Below are 24,669 nucleotides of genomic sequence, written 5' to 3'. Positions count from 1 at the left end.
TATGAAACTAAAGACCACATTGTTCGGCAATGTTTATCAATTCAAGGATGTAAAAGAGGTGCTGGCGAAGGCCAACGAACTGCGTTCGGGGGATGTGCTGGCGGGGGTTGCGGCGGCAAGCTCGCAGGAGCGGGTGGCGGCAAAGCAGGTGTTGTCGGAAATGACCGTGGCGGATATCCGCAATAACCCGGTGATTGCCTATGAAGAAGACTGCGTCACGCGGCTGATTCAGGACGACGTCAATGAAACGGCCTACAACCAGATTAAAAACTGGAGCATCAGCGAACTGCGCGAACATGTGCTCAGTGATGAAACCAGCGTGGATGACATTGCCTTTACCCGCAAAGGGCTGACCTCGGAAGTGGTCGCGGCGGTAGCGAAGATTTGCTCAAACGCGGACCTGATCTACGGCGCAAAGAAAATGCCGATTATCAAAAAGGCCAATACCACCATCGGTATTCCAGGCACTTTTAGCGCCCGTTTGCAGCCGAACGATACCCGTGATGACGTGCAGAGTATCGCCGCGCAAATCTACGAAGGGCTTTCCTTCGGGGTGGGCGATGCGGTGATCGGCGTCAACCCGGTGACGGACGACGTGGAAAACTTAAGCCGCGTGCTGGACACCATCTACGGCGTAATCGACAAATTCAATATTCCAACCCAGGGTTGCGTGCTGGCGCACGTCACCACCCAGATCGAAGCGATTCGTCGCGGCGCGCCTGGCGGGCTGATCTTCCAGAGTATTTGCGGCAGCGAGAAAGGGCTGAAAGAGTTTGGCGTAGAGCTGGCGATGCTCGATGAAGCACGCGCAGTGGGCGCGGAGTTCAACCGTATCGCCGGGGAAAACTGCCTCTACTTCGAAACCGGGCAAGGTTCGGCGTTGTCCGCTGGCGCTAACTTCGGCGCTGACCAGGTGACGATGGAAGCGCGTAACTACGGGCTGGCGCGCCATTACGATCCGTTTATCGTCAACACCGTGGTCGGTTTTATTGGGCCGGAGTATCTCTACAACGACCGGCAGATTATCCGTGCGGGCTTAGAAGATCACTTTATGGGCAAGCTGAGCGGCATCTCTATGGGCTGTGACTGCTGCTACACCAACCACGCTGACGCTGATCAGAACCTCAACGAAAACCTGATGATCCTGCTCGCCACCGCAGGCTGCAACTACATCATGGGGATGCCGCTAGGCGATGACATCATGCTCAACTACCAGACCACCGCCTTCCACGATACCGCCACCGTACGCCAGTTGCTGAATTTGCGTCCGTCGCCGGAGTTTGAACGCTGGCTGGAGAGCATGGGCATTATGGCAAACGGTCGCCTGACCAAACGGGCGGGCGATCCGTCACTGTTCTTCTGATGACGCGGAGATAACACATCATGGATCAAAAACAGATTGAAGAAATTGTACGCAGCGTGATGGCGTCAATGGGGCAGGCGGATGCCGCGCCAGCGGAAGTGAAGTGCAGCACTATTACCTGCGCGACGCCTGCGTCCACGGAAAGCTGCTCGCTCGATTTAGGCTCGCCGGAAGCGAAAGCATGGATTGGCGTTGAAAACCCGCATCGCGCGGACGTCCTGACGGAACTGCGTCGCAGCACGGCGGCGCGCGTTTGTACCGGTCGCGCTGGCCCGCGCCCGCGTACACAGGCGCTGCTGCGTTTCCTGGCCGACCACTCGCGCTCTAAAGATACGGTGCTGAAAGAGGTTCCGGAAGAGTGGGTGAAAGCGCAGGGGCTGCTGGAAGTCCGTTCTGAAATTAGCGACAAAAACCTGTATCTGACGCGCCCGGATCTGGGCCGCCGTCTGTGTGCGGAAGCCGTTGAAGCATTAAAAGCCCAGTGTGCCGCTAACCCTGATGTGCAGGTGGTGGTCTCTGATGGCCTTTCTACCGATGCCATCACCGCCAACTATGAAGAGATCCTGCCGCCGCTGCTGGCGGGCCTGAAACAGGCCGGGCTGAAAGTGGGCACGCCGTTCTTCGTACGCTACGGGCGCGTGAAGATTGAGGATCAGATTGGCGAGCTTCTCGGCGCGAAAGTGGTGATTCTGCTGGTGGGCGAACGTCCGGGGCTGGGGCAGTCAGAAAGTCTCTCCTGCTATGCCGTTTACTCACCGCGCGTGGCAACCACCGTGGAAGCCGACAGAACCTGTATTTCCAATATTCATCAGGGCGGTACCCCACCGGTCGAAGCGGCGGCGGTAATTGTGGATTTGGCGAAACGTATGCTGGAGCAGAAAGCATCCGGCATCAATATGACCCGTTAAGGAGGCATCATGCCAGCTTTAGATTTGATTCGACCGTCCGTCACCGCCATGCGGGTGATTGCCTCTGTTAACGCGGAGTTCGCCCGTGAACTTAAATTACCGCCACATATACGTAGTCTCGGACTCATCACGGCAGATTCTGATGACGTAACGTATATTGCCGCTGACGAAGCGACAAAACAGGCGATGGTTGAAGTGGTTTATGGTCGCTCGCTGTACGCCGGGGCGGCGCACGGCCCGTCACCGACTGCCGGTGAAGTGCTGATTATGCTGGGCGGCCCGAACCCGGCGGAAGTTCGCGCCGGTCTGGACGCGATGGTTGCCAATATTGAAAACGGCGCAGCGTTCCAGTGGGCTAACGATGCGGAAAACACCGCATTCCTGGCGCACGTGGTATCGCGCACCGGTTCATATCTCTCCTCGACGGCGGGATGCACGCTGGGCGACCCGATTGCGTATCTGGTCGCGCCACCGCTGGAAGCCACCTATGGCATTGATGCCGCGCTGAAATCGGCGGATGTGCAACTGGTAACCTACGTCCCGCCGCCGTCGGAAACGAACTATTCCGCCGCATTCTTAACGGGCAGCCAGGCCGCGTGTAAAGCTGCCTGTAATGCCTTTACCGATGCGGTACTGGATATTGCACGCAACCCTATCCAGCGTGCGTAACGGAGGTAGCGGATGATCAACGCCCTGGGATTACTGGAAGTAGAGGGGATGGTCGCGGCGGTTGATGCGGCTGATGCGATGCTGAAAGCCGCCAACGTACGCCTGCTGAGTCACCAGGTGCTTGACCCAGGCCGGCTAACGCTGGTGGTGGAAGGTGACCTGGCGGCGTGTCGCGCCGCGCTCGATGCGGGGTATGCAGCAGCAATGCGCACCGGTCTCGTTATCAGCCGCAAGGAAATCGGCAGGCCGGAAGAGGATACCCAGTGGCTGATTGGCCGATTTACCCGCCAGCCGACGCAACCGGTAAAAGCGCCTGAAGCGCCCGTGCTGGAGGCTGAATCTGCCGACGCGCTAATGGCGCTGCTGGCAAACGCACGTCAGGGAATGACCGCAGGTGAGGTGGCGGCACACTTCGACTGGCCGCTTGAACAGGCCAGAAATGTGCTGGAACAGCTCTTTTCTGATGGTGCGTTGCGTAAACGCAGTAGCCGCTATCGCGTCAAAAATTAACCCGCCGGAGGTGCCGGAAGTGCAAAAGCGCTTCCGGCATGCAGATCATGAAAAAGACTCGTACCGCAGATTTGCACCATCTTTATCATGAAGCGTTACCCGATAACGTTAAGCTGACGCCAAAGGTTGAAGTGGATAACGTTCATCAGCGGCTGACGACGGATGTCTATGAACATGCGTTGACGATAACCGCCTGGCAGCAGATCTACGATCAACTGCATCCGGGGAAATTTCGCGGTGAGTTCACGGAAATTCTGCTGGATGATATTCAGGTGTTCCGTGAATATACCGGCCTGGCGCTGCGCCAGTCATGCCTGGTGTGGCCAAATTCCTTCTGGTTTGGCATTCCCGCCACGCGCGGTGAGCAGGGGTTTATCGGTTCGCAATGTATCGGCAGCGCTGAAATCGCCACGCGTCCGGGCGGCACGGAGTTTGAACTGAGCACGCCGGATGACTATACCATCCTCGGTATTGTGCTTTCTGAAGATGTGATTGCCCGCCAGGCCAATTTCCTGCATAACCCGGAAAGGGTGTTGCATATGCTGCGCAACCAGTCGGCGCTGGAAGTCAAAGAACAGCATAAAGCCGCGCTGTGGGGCTTTGTGCAACAGGCGCTGGCAACCTTCAGCGCCGACCCGGAAACGCTGCAACGTCCCGCAGTGCGCAAAATGTTAGGCGATAACCTGCTGCTGGCGATGGGGATGCTGCTGGAAGAGGCGCAGCCCATTATGACGGCGGAGAGTATCAGCCATCAGAGCTATCGTCGGCTGCTGGCGCGCGCGCGGGAATACGTGCTGGAGAATATGTCCGAGCCGCTGACGGTGCTTGATTTATGTAACCAACTCCATGTAAGCCGTCGTACGTTGCAAAACGCGTTTCATACTATTTTAGGCATTGGCCCGAACGCCTGGCTGAAGCGCATCCGCCTGAATGCCGTGCGCAGAGAGTTAATTAGCCCGTGGTCGAAAAGCATGACGGTGAAAGACGCGGCAATGCAGTGGGGATTCTGGCATCTGGGGCAATTTGCGACGGACTACCAGCAACTGTTTGCCGAGAAGCCGTCGCTGACGCTGCATCAGCGGATGTGTCAGTGGGCGTAATGTGCGGCCTGTGTGCCGGATGGCGACGCGTTGCGTCTTATCCGGCCTACAGGGTAAGTGCAGGCAATTACACCCAATCCCTGACCTTAATGAACTCGCTCAGTGCCGCTTCCGGGCTGCCTGCTTGCGGCTGATAATCATATTCCCAGCGCACCAGCGGCGGCATCGACATCAAAATGGATTCAGTGCGCCCGCCGGTTTGTAAACCAAACAGCGTGCCGCGATCCCAGACCAGATTAAATTCGACGTAGCGGCCACGGCGGTAAAGCTGGAAATTACGCTCTCGCTCGCCCCAGATTGCGGCTTTGCGTCGCTTAACGATCGGTAAATACGCGTCGGTAAAACCGTTGCCGACCGCCTGCATAAAGGCAAAACAGCTGGCGAAATCCGGCGTATTCAGATCGTCAAAGAACAGCCCGCCAATGCCGCGCTGCTCGTTGCGGTGCTTAATGAAGAAGTAATCGTCGCACCATTTTTTATAGCGCGGATAAACGTCTTCTCCGAAGGGCTGGCACAGATCACGTGCGGTACGGTGCCAGTGAATGGCATCTTCTTCGAAACCGTAAAACGGGGTTAAATCGAAGCCGCCGCCAAACCACCACACCGGGTCAGCGCCCGGTTTTTCAGCGATAAAGAAACGCACGTTGGCATGGCTGGTTGGAACATACGGGTTGCGCGGATGCACCACCAGCGATACGCCCATCGCTTCGAAGCTGCGCCCGGCGAGTTCCGGGCGGTGTGCGGTAGCCGATGCAGGCATCGCATCACCGTGAACATGCGAGAAGTTAACGCCCGCCTGTTCGAAGATATCGCCGTCGCGCAGCACGCGGCTGCGACCGCCGCCGCCCGCATCGCGCTGCCAGCTGTCTTCAATAAACGCACCACCGTCCAGCGCAGAGAGTTGCTGGCAGATACCGTCCTGCAATTGCAGTAAAAAGGCTTTTACCTGGTTTGCATCAACGGTCATTAGCGCTTCCTGGCGTGGGCTTTCTGGTTATCGAACCAGTGGAAATAGCTGACGATACCCGACGCGATCGCGTTGGCGATTTTCTGACGAAATGCCGTGGTGCCCAGCAGACGTTCCTCTTCCGGGTTGGTGATGAACGAGGTCTCAACCAGTACCGACGGAATGGACGGCGATTTCAGTACCACAAATGCGGCCTGTTCAGTGCCTTTACTGTGCAGTCTATGCACCGGCTTAATCTTTTTCAGGATATGCGAGCCCAGCGTCAGGCTGTTCTTGATGGTATCGGTTTGCACCAAATCGAACAGGACCTGCTGGAGCAGGTGATCTTTATCCGTGGCTTTTTTGCCCGCCACTTCATCCGCCCGGTTTTCACGGTCGGAGAGGTATTTTGCCATTGCACTACTCGCGCCACGGTTGGAAAGCGCAAACACAGACGCTCCGGCGGCAGATGGGTTGGTAAAGCCGTCTGCGTGAATCGACATAAAAAGGTCCGCGCCGTGTTTGTGGGCGATCTCTACCCGGTCGTACAGCGGAATAAAGGTATCGCCGGAACGGGTTAAGCGCGCGTCAATGCCCTGACTGCGCAGAATGGAACGCACGTTTTTGGCAATCGCCAGCACCACGTGTTTCTCTTTCGAACCGTTGCGGCCAATCGCACCGGTATCAATACCGCCGTGACCGGGGTCGAGAACCACGATGCGTTTACCCGATTTTTTCGCCGCAGGTTTACTGTGCCCGTTGCTGGTTTTTAACGGCGCCTCTTTGGCGGTCGCCTGGGATATTCCTGACAACGTCAGTGCTGCCAGTCCGGCTTTCAGCACCTGGCGGCGCGAAGCAAGTGATTTTAAAGGTTTAAAAGTGCTCATTCGGCCTGAGTTGTAAAAAATAGTGTTCCAGATGTTATATCGTATCGCGTTTCCCGTTACGACAACTGAAGATTAGAATTGTTTTACTTTTCATTTCAATACGTGACGAAGCGGCATTATGGCATTTTTTTGCGCTATTTTCGCCAGATATTGGCTAATTCGGACGATCACGCCATAATCACTGTTTTTAAACCCGAGAAGGGGCAGGGATACCATGGAGATACGCGTTTTTCGCCAGGCCGATTTCGAAGAGGTCATCACCCTGTGGGAGCGATGCGATCTGCTGCGCCCATGGAACGATCCTGAAATGGATATCGAACGCAAAGTGCATCACGACGTCAGCTTGTTTCTGGTGGCAGAAGTAAATGGCGAAGTGGTGGGCACGGTGATGGGCGGCTATGACGGCCATCGCGGCTCGGCCTACTACCTTGGCGTGCACCCGGAATTTCGCGGGCGCGGCATTGCCAATGCGCTGCTCAATCGTCTCGAGAAAAAGCTGATTGCGCGCGGCTGCCCGAAAATCCAGATTATGATCCGCGAAGATAACGACGTGGTGCTGGGCATGTATGAACGGCTGGGCTACGAGCACAGCGACGTGCTGAATTTAGGTAAGCGCCTGATTGAAGATGAAGAGTACTGAGTTTTTCCCTTCCGATTACGACCATCATGGCCGCCTGCGTTTACCTTTCCTGTTCTGGCTTGTACTTTTGCTACAGGCCCGAACATGGGTATTGTTTGTGATTGCTGGCGCATCGCGCGAGCAGGGCGGCGCGCTGCTTGGGCTGTTTTATCCCGATCACGATAACTTCTGGCTCGGTCTGCTGCCCGGCGTACCGGCGGTGCTCGCTTTCCTGATGAGCGGCAGACGGCAGCATTTTCCTCGTTGCTGGCGCGCGCTGCGTCCGCTGTTGATTATCGCCCAGGGCGTACTGCTGGTCTGGCAACCCTGGCTCTGGCTTCAGGGCGAACCGCTTTCCGGTATTGGCCTGAGCCTGGTGCTCATCGACCTGTTTGCGCTCTGGTGGTTGATGACCAATCCCCGATTGCGCGCCTGTTTCCGGGAAATTACAGAATAAAGTGCACTTTTTGCCGAGAGCACACTCCAACAGGCGTTGAACAAATAAGAAAGGACTTAGAGATGAAATCGCTGCGTTTACTTGTATGTGCCCTGCCGCTGGCCTTAACCGGCTGTTCCACGCTCTCTTCGGTGAACTGGTCTGCGGCAAATCCGTGGAACTGGTTTGGTTCTTCGACCGAAGTCACGGAGCAGGGCGTCGGCGGAATCACCAGTACCACCGCGCTGGATGAACAGGCGATTAACGACGCGCTGGGCGGCGATTATCGCCTGCGCAGCGGGATGAAAACCGATAACGGTACCATCGTGCGTTACTTCGAAGCGTTGAATGGCGACAAGCTGGCATTGGTGGTGAACGGCGAAAACGGCAGCGTAAGCCGCATTGACGTGCTGGATAGCGCCATCAAAACCGACAGCGGCGTGGAAATTGGCTCGACCTTTAGTGATATCTACAGCAAAGCTTACGGGCACTGCCAGAAAGCCACCGGTGATGACAGCGCGGGCGTTGAATGTAAAGCCGAAGGCAGCCAGCATATTAGCTATCTCTTCACCGGCGAATGGAGCGGCCCGCAGGATTTAATGCCGTCCGATGACGCGCTGAAAAACTGGACGCTGAAGAAGATCGTCTGGCGTCGTTAATTTTGCGCAAGGTTAATCCTTCGTGCTGAAAAAACGCGTACAATAGCCCTCATAAATTGAATGCCACGATGTCGTGGCATTTTTGTGAAGGAGGAGCGATGTCTCAGGTTCAGAGCGGCATTTTGCCGGAACATTGCCGCGCGGCGATTTGGATTGAAGCCAATGTGAAAGGGGATGTAAACGCCCTTCGTCAGTGCAGCAAAAATTTTGCCGATAAACTGGCTGGTTTTCAGGCTAAATTCCCCGATGCGCATTTAGGCGCAGTTGTTGCCTTCGGCCCGAAAGTGTGGCGCGAACTGAGCGGCGGCGTGGGTGCGGAAGAGCTGAAAGATTTCCCGGGCTACGGCAAGGGCCTCGCGCCAGCAACCCAATTTGATGTGCTGATCCACATTCTCTCTTTACGCCAGGATGTTAACTTCTCGGTTGCGCAGGCGGCGGTTGAAGCCTTTGGCGACAGCATTGATGTACAGGAAGAGATCCACGGTTTCCGTTGGGTGGAAGAACGTGACCTGAGCGGCTTTGTCGATGGTACGGAAAACCCGGCAGGTGAAGAAACGCGTCGCGAAGTGGCGGTCATTAAAGACGGCGTCGATGCGGGCGGCAGCTATGTGTTTGTTCAGCGTTGGGAACATAACCTTAAACAGCTGAACCGCATGAGCATTCCGGATCAGGAAATGATGATTGGCCGTACCAAAGAAGCCAACGAAGAGATCGACGGCGACGATCGTCCGGTGACCTCTCACCTGAGCCGCGTTGACCTGAAAGAAGACGGCAAAGGGCTGAAAATTGTTCGCCAGAGCCTGCCGTACGGCACCGCCAGCGGCACTCACGGCCTCTATTTCTGCTCTTACTGCGCGCGTCTGCACAACATCGAACAGCAACTGCTGAGCATGTTCGGCGACACCGACGGTAAACGTGACGCGATGCTGCGCTTCACCAAACCGGTTACCGGCGGCTACTACTTCGCGCCGTCGCTGGATCGTTTGCTGGCACTTTAAGCGTCGCCTGATGGCGCTACGCTTATCAGGCCTACAGGCCGCACGGACTTTGTAGGCCGGGTAAGGCGCCAGCCGCCACCCGGCAAAGCGCCTGCACAATGCCTGATGGCGCTACGCTTATCAGGCCTATCTGCTAATCCCCGCGCCTGCGGGGATTTTTTTACCTGAGATTTACCCTAATTAGTGAGCTGTTCCGCAGTATTCATTTGTTTTTAATGTATTTTCATTGTTAATGGAGTGTAAGGCTCTATCTTCAAAAGGGAGAACATTGAAATGGGTAAACTCACGGGCAAAACAGCATTGATTACGGGCGCGTATCAGGGTATCGGCGAAGGCATCGCCAGAACCTTTGCCCGCCATGGCGCGAACCTGATCCTGCTGGATATTTCCGATGAGCTTGAAAAACTGGCCTACGATCTGGCCGGACGTGGCTATCGCTGTACGGTCGTTAAGGCCGACGTGCGCGACTTCGCTGCTGTTCAGGCGGCCATTGCGCAGGCTAAAGAGCGGGAAAATAAAATCGATATTCTGGTTAATAACGCGGGTGTCTGCCGCTTAGGCAGCTTCCTCGAAATGAGCGAAGAAGATCGTGATTTCCACATTGATGTGAATATCAAAGGCGTCTGGAACGTCACGCGAGCCGTATTGCCGGATATGGTGGCGCGCGGTGATGGGCGTATCGTGATGATGTCATCGGTCACCGGTGATATGGTCGCTGACCCTGGTGAAACGGCTTACGCGATGTCGAAAGCGGCGATCATTGGCTTAACCAAATCGTTGGCGGTGGAATACGCGCAGTCGGGTATTCGCGTGAATGCCATTTGCCCGGGCTATGTACGCACGCCAATGGCGGAAAGCATCGCGCGTCAGTCGAACCCGGAAGACCCGGAATCGGTGCTGACGGAGATGGCGAAAGCCATTCCGCTGCGTCGTCTGGCGAACCCGCTGGAAGTCGGCGAACTGGCGGCATTCCTCGCCTCTGATGAGTCGAGCTACCTGACCGGTACGCAGAATGTCATCGACGGCGGCAGTACGCTGCCGGAAAGCGTCAGCGTCGGTATCTGACTCTGACTACTCGCCTCTTCACATCCTGTGGAGAGGCTAAAAGCCTTATTCCCTTTTAAACTTCCAAATCACCAAACGGTATATAAAACCGTTACTCCTTTCACACCCGTTATAAATACACTGATGCTTAGAGAATCATCACACGACAAGGGTGCGCAATGGCCGTTAACTTACTGAAAAAAGGATACCTGACGCTGGCAGCTTCCATGTTGCTGGTCGCACAGGCGCAGGCAACTGAGTTGCTGAACAGTTCTTATGACGTCTCTCGCGAGCTGTTTGCAGCCCTGAATCCGCCGTTTGAGCAACAATGGGCCAAAGATAACGGCGGCGACAAACTGACGATAAAACAATCTCATGCCGGGTCATCAAAACAGGCGCTGGCGATTTTGCAGGGCTTAAAAGCAGACGTTGTAACTTATAACCAGGTGACCGACGTACAAATCCTGCATGACAAAGGCAAGCTGATCCCGGCGGACTGGCAGTCGCGCCTGCCGAATAATAGCTCACCGTTCTACTCCACCATGGGTTTCCTGGTGCGTAAGGGCAACCCGAAGAATATCCACGACTGGAACGACCTGGTGCGCTCCGACGTGAAGCTGATTTTCCCGAACCCGAAAACCTCCGGTAACGCGCGTTACACCTATTTAGCCGCGTGGGGCGCAGCGGATAAAGCTGACGGTGGCGATAAAGCCAAAACCGAACAGTTTATGACCCAGTTCCTGAAAAACGTTGAAGTGTTCGATACCGGCGGTCGTGGCGCGACCACCACTTTTGCCGAGCGCGGCCTGGGCGATGTGCTGATCAGCTTCGAATCGGAAGTGAACAACATCCGTAAACAGTATGAAGCGCAGGGATTTGAAGTGGTGATTCCGAAAACCAACATTCTGGCGGAATTCCCGGTGGCGTGGGTCGATAAGAACGTGCAGGCCAACGGTACGGAAAAAGCCGCCAAAGCCTACCTGAACTGGCTCTACAGCCCGCAGGCGCAAACCATCATCACCGACTATTACTACCGCGTGAATAACCCGGAAGTCATGGACAAACTGAAAGATAAATTCCCGCAGACCGAATTGTTCCGCGTGGAAGACAAATTTGGCTCCTGGCCGGAAGTGATGAAAACCCACTTCACCAGCGGCGGCGAGTTAGACAAGCTGTTAGCGGCGGGGCGTAAGTAATGTTTGCAGTTTCTTCACGACGCGTGTTGCCGGGCTTTACCCTGAGCCTCGGCACCAGTCTGCTGTTTGTGTGCCTGATATTGCTACTGCCGCTCTCCGCGCTGGTGATGCAGCTTTCTGAGATGAGCTGGGCGCAGTACTGGGAGGTGATCACCAATCCGCAGGTGGTCGCGGCCTATAAAGTGACGCTGCTGTCGGCGTTTGTCGCGTCGATTTTTAACGGTGTTTTCGGCCTGCTGATGGCGTGGATTTTAACCCGTTATCGCTTCCCTGGCCGCACGCTGCTTGATGCGCTGATGGATTTACCCTTTGCGCTGCCAACGGCAGTGGCCGGTTTGACGCTGGCCTCGCTCTTTTCCGTGAACGGTTTTTACGGTGAATGGCTGGCGAAGTTTGATATCAAAGTCACCTACACCTGGCTCGGGATTGCGGTGGCGATGGCCTTTACCAGCATTCCGTTTGTGGTGCGTACCGTGCAGCCGGTGCTGGAAGAGTTAGGCCCGGAATATGAAGAAGCGGCAGAAACGCTTGGCGCAACGCGCTGGCAGAGTTTCTGCAAAGTGGTGCTGCCGGAACTTTCTCCGGCGCTGGTGGCGGGCGTGGCGCTGTCGTTTACCCGTAGTCTTGGTGAGTTTGGCGCGGTGATATTTATCGCCGGGAACATCGCCTGGAAAACAGAAGTGACGTCGCTGATGATTTTTGTTCGCTTACAGGAGTTTGATTACCCGGCAGCGAGCGCGATTGCCTCGGTGATCCTCGCGGCATCCCTGCTGCTGCTGTTCTCAATTAACACTCTGCAAAGTCGCTTTGGTCGGCGTGTGGTAGGTCATTAATGGCGGAAGTGACACAGTTGAAGCGTTATGACGCGCGCCCGATTAACTGGGGCAAATGGTTTCTGATTGGCATCGGGATGCTGGTTTCGGCGTTCATCCTGCTGGTGCCGATGATTTACATCTTCGTGCAGGCGTTCAGCAAAGGGTTGATGCCGGTTTTACAGAATCTGGCCGACCCGGACATGCTGCACGCCATCTGGCTAACGGTGATGATTGCGCTGATTGCCGTACCGGTAAACCTGGTGTTCGGCATTCTGCTGGCCTGGCTGGTGACGCGCTTTAACTTCCCGGGACGCCAGTTGCTGCTGACGCTGCTGGACATTCCGTTTGCCGTGTCACCGGTGGTTGCCGGTCTGGTCTATCTGCTGTTCTACGGCTCCAACGGCCCGCTGGGCGGTTGGCTCGACGAGCATAATCTGCAAATTATGTTCTCCTGGCCGGGAATGGTGCTGGTGACGATTTTTGTCACCTGCCCGTTTGTAGTGCGCGAGCTGGTGCCGGTGATGTTAAGCCAGGGCAGCCAGGAGGACGAAGCGGCGATTTTGCTTGGCGCGTCCGGCTGGCAGATGTTCCGTCGCGTCACATTACCGAATATTCGCTGGGCGCTGCTTTACGGCGTGGTGCTGACCAACGCCCGCGCGATTGGCGAGTTTGGCGCGGTATCGGTGGTTTCCGGCTCGATTCGCGGCGAAACCCTGTCGCTGCCGTTACAGATTGAATTGCTGGAGCAGGACTACAACACCGTCGGCTCCTTTACCGCCGCCGCGTTGTTGACGCTGATGGCGATTATCACCCTGTTTTTAAAGAGTATGTTGCAGTGGCGCCTGGAAAATCAGGAAAAACGCGCGCAGCAGGAGGAACATCATGAGCATTGAGATTGCCAATATTAAGAAGTCTTTTGGTCGCACCCAGGTGCTGAACGATATCTCACTGGATATTCCTTCTGGTCAGATGGTCGCGTTGCTGGGGCCGTCCGGTTCCGGAAAAACCACGCTGCTGCGCATTATTGCCGGGCTGGAGCATCAAACCAGCGGGCATATTCGCTTCCACGGCACCGACGTCAGCCGCCTGCACGCGCGCGACCGTAAAGTCGGTTTCGTGTTCCAGCATTACGCGTTGTTTCGCCATATGACGGTATTCGACAATATCGCTTTTGGCCTGACGGTGCTACCGCGTCGCGAGCGCCCGAATGCGGCGGCGATCAAAGCGAAAGTGACAAAATTGCTGGAGATGGTCCAGCTTGCCCATCTGGCGGATCGTTATCCGGCGCAGCTTTCCGGCGGGCAGAAACAGCGTGTGGCACTGGCGCGTGCGCTGGCTGTGGAACCGCAAATTCTGCTGCTCGATGAACCGTTTGGCGCGCTGGATGCGCAGGTGCGTAAAGAGCTGCGTCGCTGGCTGCGTCAACTGCATGAAGAACTGAAATTCACCAGCGTGTTCGTTACCCACGACCAGGAAGAAGCGATGGAAGTCGCCAACCGCGTGGTGGTGATGAGCCAGGGCAATATCGAACAGGCCGATGAACCGGATCAGGTCTGGCGCGAACCGGCGACCCGTTTTGTGCTCGAGTTTATGGGCGAAGTGAACCGCCTGCGTGGCACCATTCGCGGTGGGCAGTTCCACGTTGGCGCACATCGCTGGCCGCTGGGCTACACGCCTGCGTATCAGGGGCCGGTGGATCTCTTCCTGCGCCCGTGGGAAGTGGATATCAGCCGCCGCACCAGCCTTGAATCGCCACTGCCGGTCCAGGTGCTGGAAGCCAGCCCGAAAGGCCACTACACCCAATTAGTTGTGCAGCCGCTGGGGTGGTATGAAGACCCGCTGACCGTGGTGATGCGCGGGGATGACGCGCCAGTGCGCGGCGATCGTTTGTTCGTCGGGCTGCAACATGCGCGACTGTATAACGGCGACGAGCGTGTTGAGTCTCATGAGACGCTTGCTCTGGCGGAAACGGCCTGATAGGTTAATTTGCAGGTTTATCGCCCGGTGGCGCTTCGCTTACCGGGCCTACAGCGTATGTCGTGGTTTTGTAGGCCGGGTAAGCGAAGCGCCACCCGGCTTTTTCTTGGGCAGAAAACGTGAACACATTAGAACAAACCATCGGCAATACGCCGCTGGTCAAATTACAACGTCTGGGGCCGGATAACGGCAGTGAAGTGTGGGTGAAGCTGGAAGGCAATAACCCGGCAGGTTCGGTAAAAGATCGTGCCGCGCTATCGATGATTGTCGAGGCGGAAAAGCGCGGAGAAATCAAACCGGGCGATGTCCTGATTGAAGCCACCAGTGGTAACACCGGCATTGCGCTGGCAATGATCGCCGCGCTGAAAGGCTATCGCATGAAATTGCTGATGCCCGACAACATGAGCCAGGAACGCCGTGCAGCGATGCGTGCCTACGGTGCGGAACTGATTCTGGTCACCAAAGAGCAGGGCATGGAAGGTGCACGCGATTTGGCGCTCGAAATGGCGAATCGCGGTGAAGGCAAGCTGCTCGATCAGTTCAATAATCCCGATAACCCTTATGCGCATTACACCACCACAGGGCCGGAAATCTGGCAGCAAACCGGCGGGCGCATTACCCATTTTGTCTCCAGCATGGGAACAACCGGCACTATCACCGGCGTGTCGCGCTTTATGCGCGAACAATCCAAACCGGTGACGATTGTTGGCCTGCAGCCGGAAGAAGGCAGTAGTATTCCGGGCATTCGCCGCTGGCCGGCAGAGTATATGCCGGGGATTTTCAATGCCTCATTAGTGGATGAGGTGGTGGATATTCACCAGCGCGATGCGGAAAACACCATGCGCGAACTGGCGGTACGGGAAGGGATTTTCTGCGGCGTGAGCTCCGGCGGTGCGGTCGCTGGCGCAATTCGCGTGGCAAAAGCCAACCCCGGCGCGGTAGTGGTGGCGATCATCTGCGATCGCGGCGATCGCTACCTTTCTACCGGGGTGTTTGGGGAAGAGCACTTTAGCCAGGGCTTAGGGATTTAAGGATTAATAGCATTTGAGACTGATGACAAACGTAAAACTGCCTGATGCGCTACGCTTATCAGGCCTACGAGATTTATGCAATAGATTGAATTAGCACGATTTTGTAGGCCGGATAAGGCGTTTACGCCGCATCCGGCATAAACAGAGTGCACTTTGCCAACAGTTGTTGCTGCCGGCAAATAGAGTATTTAATTGTCGTGTGGAAAAGCGGTCAGATCGTCAATCATTTTCTGAAGTATGGGTGAGTCCTGACCGTCACCCCATTGAAGAATTTTTGCGGTAAGCTGGTGACGCGCTAGCGCATTGAGTCCCATCTTTTTGAGTTTATGGGAGATTTTACCCATGACTTTAATCTGACCGAATGCAGTCGCGTAGGTAATCATATTGCTCTGGATGGTGTTCATTTCATCGGCTAATAATTGCGCACGAACATCCTCTTCAAGAATACTTTCCATAGCGATGTACTTCATACCCCACATAGTTTCAATTAACATTTGAGGGAAATCAGCACAGTCCAGATCCGGCTTTTTACGGAGGCTATTTTCAAGATCGTTTAGAGCATCAGCACCTTCATCGCTGCCAAAAGGAGATTCTTCATCCCAGCAACACATATAAAGTGGATCAGTAAAATGGTACTGGAAGTTTGGGTGTGACGTTTTAACATGCAACCCTATTTCTTCATCATCAAAATAGTAGCGATCCATGAAGTTAAAGTTTGGATCTTCGAGGTAGCCTTTCTTCTTTTTTGCGGCAATCAATTTACTGGCTTCTTTCAGACACTGTTCTTCATTATCGAACTCTTTTGTCTGGAATTTACCAATACTACCTACCTTGCCATAGTTGACAGCTAAACTGTCTCCTTCGTAATCTATCCACCAGAATTTATTCGATTTTTCATCATTATAAACAAAGCATTGTTTCATGTTACCTCCTGTAACGGTGCTTGCCAAAGCGTATTAATTCCCTTCCGCAGGCACTGTTTTATCCGTCTGCGCAATCAGCGCATGCAGGTAAGGCTGTGCGTTCTCATCGATTTTACCGGGAATCTTCACGATATACGGTTTCCCGGTAATCGATGACGACGAGGCCACCTTATCAATAAACTGCTCGGCGGTATCAATGCGGTTGCGCGTGTTGCCGAGCTTCAACTTCAGATGAGACACCGCTTCGTCGCAGGTATGCTCATCGCCATTGCGCACAAAGACCAACTCTTTTTGCTGCGACAGCGCTTCAAGCATTGCATTGATGCGGGCTTCTTCATGGGCGTTGAGTTTGGCCCACGCAGGAAGCGTAAGCAGCAGAGCGACCAGCGCGCAGAGAATTTTTTTCATCGATGTAACGTTCCATGTGAGTGACAAATCTGGCGCTAGTGTGCTCGCGAAAGCGCGGCGCAATTTAGCTTTGCGAGCGATTAATGGGGCAATAAATTCCGAAAATGAGGTCTCAGGCGGTTTTACTGTTCAGTAAATCCGTCCCGTAGGAATTGTCGATGGTACAAAGCCAGCGCTCATCGCGGTGGGCAAACACATAGGTTGCCCGCCTGGTGACCTGAGTGCTGCCGCCGTCTTCCGTTGGAATATCCAGCCGGGTTTCCATAATCACCAGCGCCGTGTCGCCGCCTTCAATAATCTCCATCTTTCCCTGCGTGACAACCAGGCGATGCTGGAAGAAGTCGGCGATGGCGATAAACGCTTTATGAATATTCACTTTGCCTTTCACAATCATCTCCGGCTTCACCACAAGCGTAGCGTCCTCGGCGTAGTAGTTCATCAGTGTGTCGTAATCTTCCTGCGAAATGGCCTGGTCACAGGCTTCGATAACGGCCTTGATTTGGGTCTGTACCTGGGTCATCGCGATGGGCCTCGTGGGTTGGCGTGGTTCACCGTATTAATCGTAGTGATATTCAGTATATGTGGGCTGTGAGAAACCGTGGTTAAATTGTCTGGTTTCTCATTGAATTTGTGATGGTTTCTTCATTTTTGAATTTTCAGTTATCTGCATGAAAACCCGTGCGGGTGATCGACCTTTGTCGCTGACTGGCATAACATAGAACCAAGAGTGGATAGCGCATGACCCGCCGTCCAGCGGGAGGAGAAATAATGGACCAGCAAGACGACATACAATCGGTGCTGTTTAGCGACACGCGCCAGGCATTGCAGGCGGATATCGTTGCCGTGCAGTCTCAGGTTATTTATGGCAGCGTGGGCAACAGTATTGCGGTGCCGGCCATCAAACAGCACGGCTGGCAGGTCATGGCGGTGCCGACGGTTTTGTTCAGCAATACGCCGCATTACGACACGTTCTATGGCGGGGTGATCCCGGCTGAATGGTTCCGGGGGTATTTGCTGGCGCTGGAAGAACGTAATGCGCTGCAAACCCTAAAAGCGGTAACCACCGGCTATATGGGTAGCGCGGAACAGATTGCTCTGCTGGCCGATTGGCTGGCGACGATTCGTCAAACACACCCTGATATTTTTGTGTTGGTCGACCCGGTTATCGGCGACATCGACAGCGGGATGTATGTGAAGGCGGAGATTCCTCTCGCGTATCGCCAGCATTTATTGCCGCAGGCGCAGGGCATTACGCCGAATCTGTTCGAGTTGCAGATGTTGAGCGATATGCCGTGTCATACCCTGGAAGAGGCGATTCTGGCTGCGCGCAGTCTGCTTTCAGATACCTTAAAATGGGTGATTATCACCAGTGCGCCGTCGAAAAATCCTGAGGCTATCTCGGTGGTGGCGGTGACGGCAGAGGATATTCGCGTCATCGAGCATCCGAGAATTGTCACTGATCTGAAAGGCACCGGCGACCTGTTCTGTGCTGAGTTGGTGAGCCGTCTGCTGGAAGGCGCATCGCTTGGCGATGCGGCGGAACGCGCGGCCAATCGCGTGTTGCAGGTCATGACCTGGACTCACGAGCACGAGTGTCATGAGCTGATGCTCCCCCCGCTGTAAAACGTTTCCCACGTCGTCAGGCGTGGGAAATCTCTTCAAGCTGCGGAATGCGATACGTTTGTTTTACCACGGTAGCCAGTTCGCTTACGGGAAGGGGTTTTGAGAAGTAGTAACCCTGAAAGTAATCGACCTGTTTATGCGTCAGATATGCTACCTGATATTCCGTTTCCACGCCTTCAACGATAATTTTCATCCCCAGCGATTTTGCCATATCGATAACACAATCAATCAGTTTGGTGGAATCCGTAGCGCTGGAAATCCCGTTCACAAACAGCTTATCGATTTTAATCAGACCGACCGGCAACCCGGTGAGTAAATTCAGATTGGAATAACCGGTACCAAAATCATCCAGCGCGATGGTCACGCTGCGGCTTTCGAGAAATATGAGCGTTTCTTTTAGCTCATTCACCTTCTCAAACGGTTCACGCTCGGTGATTTCTGCGGTGAGGCGAATACTGTTTTCCGGGAAGCGTTTCAGAAATGCACGACACTCGTCGATAAAGTTGGGCGTCTGAATATGTGATGCGGTGAAATTAAAACTCACGTGGAAAGGCAGGGGCCGTGTCTCAAGCAGGGAAGGCAGTTCATCACCGGCCAGCGCCATTAATTTGCGTGTCAACGGCACAATAAGCCCGCTCTCTTCAGCAAGCGGAATAAAACTATCGGGCGAGATAATTTCGCCAGAAGGCGTCACCCAGCGCGCAAGCACTTCCACGCCGTAGAATTTCCCTGAGCCACTGTGGATGACCGGTTGATACCATGGGACGATTTCCCCTTCAGCGATGGCACGCTCAAGATTTTCATACAGCGTAGGGCGATGAAGAATATGTCGCCACAGCACCACCCCGACGATCAGCGCCAGGCACAGCGTCAGCAGTAACGACAGCCAGCCCTGTTGCAGATACAACGAAACGGGAACCGTCTTCCAGGCCGGATAGTCGACGGAATAGGGGAATTTATCTGACTGCACAATGACATGCCTGGCGTTATCGTCCGGAACCGTTTTTGCGTTTTGCCGCATTACCGTATCGCCAATATGTAACGTCAGCGGTCGCTGATTGCTCAACAGTTCCAGTACCTCGGTCAGCCACTGGCCACTGAAGCTTGAGGTAATCATCCCTTCCGGATATGCCGTTTGCAGCACAATCACCTTATCACCAGGCGAGATGGTCTTATCATCAATGATGGTCAGTTCCTGCGCGATATGTGCCGCATAATTCATATTGATAGCGTTGGCATCATTATAGGAAGAGCAGAACAGGGTCTTATCTTTATAAAGATTGATGATGCGGATATGCGGAACAGAAACCACCAACCGCTCAAGTTCGGTACGCGTTTGGGCGGTGCAGGGTTGTGAAAGCAGAGGATGCGCTTTTGTGGCGGCCTGTCGGGAGGCATTCAGCAGCGTATCGATTTTTTGCACGGTCTTTTTCGCCACCAGGGCGGTCTGCTCAAGCTCCGCGCCAATCACCTGAAACCAGGTTAACACTGCGCCACCCACGAGGATTATCAGCACGCAGAAAAGGGTGGTGAACGTTCTGAGTTTTGTGCCGACCGCTTTCATCTGCCATCCATTTTTGTCTGATGAACTGGAAGTATACGTCAGCGAGCCAGTAAAGGGATAACAGAGACAAAAAAGGCGCCTTTCGGCGCCTTTTTCAGTTCAGCAAGAATTACTTCTTGATGCGAATAACCGGGGTTTCACCCACAGTTACGCTACCGGACAGTTTGATCAGCTCTTTGATCTCGTCCATGTTGGAGATAACAACCGGAGTCAGGGTAGACTTGGCTTTCTCTTCCAGCAGCGGCAGATCGAATTCGATAACCGGGTCGCCGACTTTCACACGTTGGCCTTCTTCAGCGATACGTTTGAAACCTTCGCCTTTCAGTTCAACGGTGTCGATACCGAAGTGAACGAACAGCTCGATGCCGCTATCGGATTCGATAGAGAAGGCATGGTTGGTTTCAAAAATCTTGCCGATAGTCCCATCAACCGGCGCAACCATTTTGTTGCCAGTTGGTTTGATGGCAATACCGTCGCCAACGATTTTTTCAGCAAAAACTACATCCGGCACGTCTTCAATGTTAACGATCTCGCCAGAGAGCGGTGCAATAATCTCAATAGTACCGGTGTCTTTTTTGTCGTCAGAAACCAGAGATTTCAATTTGTCGAACAAACCCATGATCTTCTCCTAAGCAGTAATTGGGCCGAACTCGTGGATTAGCAGATTGTTTTTTCTTCAATGAACTTGTTAACCAGCGCCATTAACTCGTCCGTTGTCGGTTGAGCAAGAGCTTGCTCTGCTAATACCTTCGCATCTTCGAAGTTCGTGTTACGAATGATCTTCTTAATGCGTGGGATAGAAATGGCGCTCATTGAGAATTCGTCCAGACCCATACCCAGCAACAGAAGTGTAGCACGTTCGTCGCCTGCAAGCTCACCACACATGCCAGTCCATTTACCTTCAGCATGAGAAGCATCAATAACCTGCTTGATCAGCGTAAGGACGGACGGTGACATTGGTTGGTAAAGATGTGAAATCATATCATTACCACGGTCAACTGCCAGAGTGTACTGGGTTAAATCATTGGTACCGATACTAAAGAAATCAACTTCTTTGGCTAAATGACGAGCAATCGTTGCCGCAGCCGGTGTTTCCACCATTACGCCAATCTCGATGGACTCATCAAATGCTTTACCTTCGTCGCGCAGTTCCTGTTTGTAGATTTCGATCTCTTTGCGCAGGGCGCGTACTTCTTCAACAGAGATGATCATCGGGAACATGATGCGCAGTTTACCGAAAGCGGACGCACGCAGGATGGCGCGAACCTGGTCACGCAGGATCTCTTTACGATCCATTGCGATACGCACGGCACGCCAGCCCAGGAACGGGTTCTCTTCTTTCGGGAAGTTCATGTACGGCAGCTCTTTGTCGCCACCGATGTCCATGGTACGGACGATAACCGCCTGAGAGCCACACGCTTCAGCAACGGCTTTGTACGCAGCGAACTGTTCTTCTTCAGTTGGCAGCGCGTCACGGTCCATGAACAGGAATTCAGTACGATAGAGACCAACGCCTTCTGCGCCATTGCGCTCAGCGCCTTCGACGTCACGCACGGTACCGATGTTGGCGCAAACTTCAACCTGGTGACCATCAAGGGTGATAGCCGGCAGATCTTTCAGTTTTGCCAGTTCAGCTTTTTCAGAAGCAACCTGCTCCTGAACGGCGCGCAGTTTTTCGATCTCTTCGTTGGTCGGGTTGACGTAAACCTGGTTGTTTACGGCATCCAGAATCAGATAGTCGTCGTTTTTCACCTGAGAGGTGACGCTACCGGTACCCACAATCGCAGGCAGTTCCAGAGAACGCGCCATGATAGATGTGTGAGAAGTACGGCCACCGACGTCAGTGATAAAGCCCAGCACCTTGTTCAGATTCAGCTGTGCGGTTTCGGACGGGGTCAGGTCAGCAGCAACCAGGATAACTTCGTCCTGAATTGCGCTCAGGTCGATAATTGCCAGACCCAGGATGTTGCGCAGCAGGCGCTTACCGATGTCACGTACGTCAGCCGCACGCTCTTTCAGATATTCATCATCCAGTTCTTCCAGGGCAGTCGCCTGACCTTCGATAACCTCATGAGCCGCTGCGTCAGCAGTCATGTGCTTATCTTTAACCAGGGCTATGATTTCCTGCTCCAGCTCTTCATCTTCGAGCAGCATGATGTGCCCTTCGAAGATAGCTTCTTTTTCTTCACCGAAAGTTTCGCCAGCTTTAGTCTTGATGGCTTCTAACTGTGCCGACGCCTTGGCGCGACCAGCCAGAAAACGCTCAACTTCCTGATCAACCTTATCGGCAGAAATTTTTTTCCGGTCGATGACAATCTCATCTTCTTTCAGCAGCAGTGCTTTACCGAAAGCGATACCCGGGGATGCTAAAATGCCTGAAATCATAACCCTACCTTACTTGTGACTGATATGAAAAAGAACTCTGGAACTTACTCGAGTTCAGCCATCAGCTTAACGAGATGCTCAACTGCTTTTTGTTCGTCTTCACCTTCAGCGGACAGGGTCACAACGGTGCCCTGAGTCAGGCCCAGAGTCTGCAGTTTGAACAGGCTTTTGGCGCTGGCGCTTTTGCCGTTGGAGGTCACAGTGATCTCAGAAGTGAAGCCTTTCGCTTCTTTAACAAACTGAGCAGCAGGGCGGGTATGCAGACCGTTCGGAGCGGTAATGGTAACTTCTTGCTGGAACATTATATTTCCCCAACTTATAGGTTTAGTGTTGTGGAACTAAAGTCTAGCCTGGCGGCCTGACTTTAGCCTGTAGTAATCAGCGATGTCACGATTCTGAGCGCCGGAATCGGTACAACCGTTTCCGATTCGTGCGCTTCTGGCCTTCGGCGCTTCGCTTAACATTAAACATTATGCCGCGAAAGCGAGATTTGAACCAAATCATAAAATCGATTCAGCTTGTGCAAATCCGGAAATGAATAATTTCGCGCATCAAAATAAATCTGAATGTTAAATACCAGACCTGATGCGGTGAAGCAATGGCAGGGGGGGTAAAAGTTTGATGCGTGCCACAAAAAAGCACCCAAAAGGGTGCTTTTTTACGCGCATTTAACATGCTGGCACTACTGTTGCAGTTCCTTCTCTGTGAAGAGATCGGCAAACAATGCAGTGCTCAGATAACGCTCACCCGATGACGGTAGGATAACCACAATATTCTTATTGGTAAAGGTTTCATCTTCCTGAAGTTTCAACGCTGCCGCAACGGCTGCGCCGGAAGAGATGCCTGCCAGAATACCTTCTTCTTCCATCAGACGACGTGCGGTGGAAATGGCTTCTTCATTGGTGATAGCAACAACTTTATCAACCAGTTTCAAGTCGAGGTTGCCAGGGATGAAACCGGCGCCGATACCCTGAATTTTGTGCGGGCCCGGTTTGATCTCTTCACCCGCCAACGCCTGAGCAATGACCGGGGAGTCGGTCGGTTCAACCGCGACGGAAATCAAGTCGGTTTTGCCTTTTGTGCCTTTAATGTAACGCGACACGCCGGTCAACGTACCGCCAGTACCAACACCGGCGATAAATACGTCAACCTGACCATCGGTGTCTTCCCAGATTTCCGGGCCAGTGGTCTTTTCGTGAATTTCCGGGTTCGCCGGGTTGCTGAATTGCTGCAGCAGCAGGAATTTTTCCGGATCGCTGGCGACAATTTCTTCTGCTTTTTGAATCGCGCCCTTCATGCCTTTCGCGCCTTCCGTCAGCACAAGGTTTGCACCCAGCGCTTTGAGTAGCTTGCGACGTTCAATACTCATGGTTTCCGGCATGGTCAGCGTCAGTTTGTAGCCACGTGCGGCGGCGACATAGGCCAGCGCGATACCGGTGTTACCGCTGGTCGGTTCAACCAGTTCTACGCCCGGTTTCAGCACGCCACGTTTTTCTGCATCCCAAATCATGTTGGCACCGATACGGCACTTAACGCTGAAGCTTGGGTTGCGTGATTCTACCTTCGCCAGAATGCGTCCGTTACCGATGCGGTTCAGTCGAACCAGCGGCGTGTGACCGATAGTCAGCGAGTTATCTTCAAAAATCTTACTCATGGCCTGTCCTTAACTGTATGAAATTTGGGGTACTGCCCCAGCATACCTGCTTAAAGATTCTGCGGAAGTAAGTAATTAGCATATCTATATTCAGAAGGGAAATAATGGCTGCCAGGATGGAATAAGGAAAGCATAACGGCGCTCACGGGTGCGAGCGCCTGAAACGGTTACTTCCACATTGCGTGTTTATCGCGATAACAATCGACCCACATCGCCGTTGCGCCGCAGATGGCGACCGGGATGATGACCAGGTTTAACACCGGGATCATAGTGAACAGACTCGCCAGCGCGCCGAACTGCATGTTCAGCACTTTGCGCTCGCGCAGAGACGCGCGCATCGTTTTAAACGGCACTTTATGGTTGTCGAACGGATAATCGCAGTACTGAATCGCCAGCATCCATGCGCTGAACAGGAACCATAATACCGGCGCGACGGTCTGCCCGATGCCGGGGATGAAATAGAGCACCAACAGCACCAGCGCGCGCGGCAGATACCACGCCAGCTTTTGCCACTCACGCTTCATTATGCGCGGCACATCCTTTACTACGCCCAGCACGCCAGTATCTGGCGGCGTCGCGCCGGTCAGACGCGCTTCCAGCTGTTCCGCCAGCAGGCCATTAAACGGCGCGGCAATCCAGTTCGCGATGGTCGAGAAGAAGTAGCCGAACACCAGCAAAATCGAAATCACCGCCACCGGCCATAGCAGGTAGCTCAGCCATTGCAGCCAGTCAGGGATTCGCCCCATCAGCGAGGGGATCCACTCGCCGAGCTTACTGAATAGCCACCAGAACGCGCCTCCCATCAGTACAATGTTGACCAGCAACGGTAAAATAACGAACCGGCGAATGCCGGGTAACCCGATCAGTTTCCAGCCCTGCGAGAAATAGTAGAGACCGCTGCGCGGGGAAGGGGTGGATGATGAAACCATGGTCAGCAAATGCTCCTGTGTCTGA

Annotated in this window: 27 protein-coding genes; 16 read left to right on the top strand and 11 right to left on the bottom strand. The window is 54.0% G+C overall.

What is annotated here, in order from left to right:
- Position 1 precedes the first annotated feature (1 nt).
- Genes eutB through eutR form a run of 5 tightly spaced genes read left to right on the top strand, consistent with a single transcriptional unit; the run spans position 2 to position 4,550 of the window.
- Positions 2-1,363 carry an ethanolamine ammonia-lyase subunit alpha gene (gene eutB / locus AC1MKH_RS17890; protein WP_276219493.1) on the top strand — a complete coding sequence of 454 codons (1,362 nt, stop codon included), beginning with the start codon at positions 2-4 and terminating at the stop codon, positions 1,361-1,363.
- Between the two features lie 20 nt (positions 1,364-1,383).
- Positions 1,384-2,271 (top strand): ethanolamine ammonia-lyase subunit EutC, encoded by an 888-nt coding sequence (gene eutC, locus AC1MKH_RS17885; protein WP_276219494.1) that lies wholly within the window; start codon positions 1,384-1,386, stop codon positions 2,269-2,271.
- 9 nt (positions 2,272-2,280) lie between these two features.
- Positions 2,281-2,940 (top strand): ethanolamine utilization microcompartment protein EutL, encoded by a 660-nt coding sequence (eutL, locus tag AC1MKH_RS17880; RefSeq protein ID WP_253897910.1) that lies wholly within the window; start codon positions 2,281-2,283, stop codon positions 2,938-2,940.
- A 12-nt stretch (positions 2,941-2,952) separates the two neighbouring features.
- Positions 2,953-3,450, top strand: a complete 498-nt coding sequence (gene eutK, locus AC1MKH_RS17875; protein ID WP_276219497.1) for an ethanolamine utilization microcompartment protein EutK — start codon at positions 2,953-2,955, stop codon at positions 3,448-3,450.
- A 47-nt stretch (positions 3,451-3,497) separates the two neighbouring features.
- Complete coding sequence (gene eutR / locus AC1MKH_RS17870; protein WP_276219499.1) at positions 3,498-4,550, top strand: HTH-type transcriptional regulator EutR; 1,053 nt, start codon at positions 3,498-3,500, stop codon at positions 4,548-4,550.
- Positions 4,551-4,617: 67 nt separating this feature from the next.
- On the opposite strand, the gene hemF is transcribed toward eutR, so the two are convergent.
- Positions 4,618-5,517, bottom strand: coding sequence for an oxygen-dependent coproporphyrinogen oxidase (gene hemF / locus AC1MKH_RS17865; RefSeq protein WP_276219500.1), 900 nt, complete (start codon positions 5,515-5,517; stop codon positions 4,618-4,620).
- Positions 5,517-6,383 (bottom strand): N-acetylmuramoyl-L-alanine amidase AmiA, encoded by an 867-nt coding sequence (gene amiA, locus AC1MKH_RS17860; RefSeq protein WP_276219502.1) that lies wholly within the window; start codon positions 6,381-6,383, stop codon positions 5,517-5,519. The genes hemF and amiA overlap by 1 nt, the downstream gene beginning before the upstream one ends.
- Before the next feature lie 214 nt (positions 6,384-6,597).
- Here amiA and AC1MKH_RS17855 point away from each other — a divergent pair, with 214 nt between their 5' ends.
- The 10 genes from AC1MKH_RS17855 to cysM all read left to right on the top strand — a co-directional run bounded on the left by AC1MKH_RS17855 (position 6,598) and on the right by cysM (position 15,158).
- Positions 6,598-7,023, top strand: coding sequence for a GNAT family acetyltransferase (locus AC1MKH_RS17855; protein ID WP_015963500.1), 426 nt, complete (start codon positions 6,598-6,600; stop codon positions 7,021-7,023).
- Complete coding sequence (locus AC1MKH_RS17850) at positions 7,010-7,459, top strand: DUF2919 domain-containing protein (RefSeq protein WP_276219506.1); 450 nt, start codon at positions 7,010-7,012, stop codon at positions 7,457-7,459. Before AC1MKH_RS17855 ends, AC1MKH_RS17850 begins: the two co-directional genes overlap by 14 nt.
- Before the next feature lie 62 nt (positions 7,460-7,521).
- A complete protein-coding gene (locus AC1MKH_RS17845) occupies positions 7,522-8,097 on the top strand; it encodes an RpoE-regulated lipoprotein (RefSeq protein WP_276219508.1) in 576 nt (191 codons plus the stop codon).
- Positions 8,098-8,195: 98 nt separating this feature from the next.
- The gene (locus AC1MKH_RS17840) at positions 8,196-9,095 is read left to right on the top strand and encodes a Dyp-type peroxidase (RefSeq protein ID WP_276219510.1); all 900 of its coding nucleotides are present in this window, start codon (positions 8,196-8,198) and stop codon (positions 9,093-9,095) included.
- A 273-nt stretch (positions 9,096-9,368) separates the two neighbouring features.
- Positions 9,369-10,160 (top strand): SDR family oxidoreductase UcpA, encoded by a 792-nt coding sequence (ucpA, locus tag AC1MKH_RS17835; protein ID WP_015963504.1) that lies wholly within the window; start codon positions 9,369-9,371, stop codon positions 10,158-10,160.
- A 158-nt stretch (positions 10,161-10,318) separates the two neighbouring features.
- Positions 10,319-11,335: a thiosulfate/sulfate ABC transporter substrate-binding protein CysP gene (gene cysP / locus AC1MKH_RS17830; RefSeq protein ID WP_108473456.1), complete on the top strand. Its 1,017-nt coding sequence runs from the start codon at positions 10,319-10,321 to the stop codon at positions 11,333-11,335.
- A complete protein-coding gene (cysT, locus tag AC1MKH_RS17825; protein WP_000458420.1) occupies positions 11,335-12,168 on the top strand; it encodes a sulfate/thiosulfate ABC transporter permease CysT in 834 nt (277 codons plus the stop codon). Before cysP ends, cysT begins: the two co-directional genes overlap by 1 nt.
- Positions 12,168-13,043 (top strand): sulfate/thiosulfate ABC transporter permease CysW, encoded by an 876-nt coding sequence (cysW, locus tag AC1MKH_RS17820; RefSeq protein WP_000852686.1) that lies wholly within the window; start codon positions 12,168-12,170, stop codon positions 13,041-13,043. Before cysT ends, cysW begins: the two co-directional genes overlap by 1 nt.
- Positions 13,033-14,127 (top strand): sulfate/thiosulfate ABC transporter ATP-binding protein CysA, encoded by a 1,095-nt coding sequence (gene cysA / locus AC1MKH_RS17815; protein WP_276219520.1) that lies wholly within the window; start codon positions 13,033-13,035, stop codon positions 14,125-14,127. Before cysW ends, cysA begins: the two co-directional genes overlap by 11 nt.
- 119 nt (positions 14,128-14,246) lie before the next feature.
- Positions 14,247-15,158: a cysteine synthase B gene (gene cysM, locus AC1MKH_RS17810; RefSeq protein WP_276219522.1), complete on the top strand. Its 912-nt coding sequence runs from the start codon at positions 14,247-14,249 to the stop codon at positions 15,156-15,158.
- A gap of 188 nt (positions 15,159-15,346) precedes the next feature.
- On the opposite strand, the gene AC1MKH_RS17805 is transcribed toward cysM, so the two are convergent.
- From AC1MKH_RS17805 to AC1MKH_RS17795, 3 genes are all read right to left on the bottom strand, one after another.
- Positions 15,347-16,081 (bottom strand): WGR domain-containing protein, encoded by a 735-nt coding sequence (locus AC1MKH_RS17805; protein ID WP_276219524.1) that lies wholly within the window; start codon positions 16,079-16,081, stop codon positions 15,347-15,349.
- Positions 16,082-16,114: 33 nt separating this feature from the next.
- Positions 16,115-16,489 carry a YfeK family protein gene (locus tag AC1MKH_RS17800; RefSeq protein ID WP_276219526.1) on the bottom strand — a complete coding sequence of 125 codons (375 nt, stop codon included), beginning with the start codon at positions 16,487-16,489 and terminating at the stop codon, positions 16,115-16,117.
- 112 nt (positions 16,490-16,601) lie between these two features.
- Entirely contained in the window at positions 16,602-17,009 is a 408-nt protein-coding gene (locus tag AC1MKH_RS17795; RefSeq protein WP_276219528.1) for a YybH family protein, read from the bottom strand.
- A 248-nt stretch (positions 17,010-17,257) separates the two neighbouring features.
- On the opposite strand from AC1MKH_RS17795, the gene pdxK reads away from it, so the two are divergent.
- Positions 17,258-18,112 carry a pyridoxine/pyridoxal/pyridoxamine kinase gene (gene pdxK, locus AC1MKH_RS17790; RefSeq protein WP_276219530.1) on the top strand — a complete coding sequence of 285 codons (855 nt, stop codon included), beginning with the start codon at positions 17,258-17,260 and terminating at the stop codon, positions 18,110-18,112.
- Between the two features lie 16 nt (positions 18,113-18,128).
- Here the strand turns inward: pdxK and AC1MKH_RS17785 are convergent, their stop codons facing one another.
- The 6 genes from AC1MKH_RS17785 to cysZ form a co-directional block, all read right to left on the bottom strand.
- Positions 18,129-19,676, bottom strand: coding sequence for an EAL domain-containing protein (locus AC1MKH_RS17785; RefSeq protein ID WP_276219531.1), 1,548 nt, complete (start codon positions 19,674-19,676; stop codon positions 18,129-18,131).
- A gap of 109 nt (positions 19,677-19,785) precedes the next feature.
- Positions 19,786-20,295 (bottom strand): PTS glucose transporter subunit IIA, encoded by a 510-nt coding sequence (gene crr, locus AC1MKH_RS17780; RefSeq protein ID WP_008803873.1) that lies wholly within the window; start codon positions 20,293-20,295, stop codon positions 19,786-19,788.
- Positions 20,296-20,333: 38 nt separating this feature from the next.
- Positions 20,334-22,061, bottom strand: a complete 1,728-nt coding sequence (gene ptsI, locus AC1MKH_RS17775; protein WP_276219534.1) for a phosphoenolpyruvate-protein phosphotransferase PtsI — start codon at positions 22,059-22,061, stop codon at positions 20,334-20,336.
- Between the two features lie 44 nt (positions 22,062-22,105).
- Positions 22,106-22,363, bottom strand: a complete 258-nt coding sequence (gene ptsH, locus AC1MKH_RS17770; protein ID WP_002913505.1) for a phosphocarrier protein Hpr — start codon at positions 22,361-22,363, stop codon at positions 22,106-22,108.
- A gap of 380 nt (positions 22,364-22,743) precedes the next feature.
- The gene (gene cysK, locus AC1MKH_RS17765; protein WP_015963515.1) at positions 22,744-23,715 is read right to left on the bottom strand and encodes a cysteine synthase A; all 972 of its coding nucleotides are present in this window, start codon (positions 23,713-23,715) and stop codon (positions 22,744-22,746) included.
- Between the two features lie 167 nt (positions 23,716-23,882).
- Positions 23,883-24,644, bottom strand: coding sequence for a sulfate transporter CysZ (gene cysZ / locus AC1MKH_RS17760; RefSeq protein WP_327621837.1), 762 nt, complete (start codon positions 24,642-24,644; stop codon positions 23,883-23,885).
- Between the last annotated feature and the right edge of the window lie 25 nt (positions 24,645-24,669).

The sequence above is a fragment of the Pseudocitrobacter sp. CD920760 genome, from assembly GCF_057782505.1.
The sequence above is the reverse complement of the archived record's forward strand: the minus strand, read 5'-3'. Positions and strand labels throughout refer to the sequence as shown.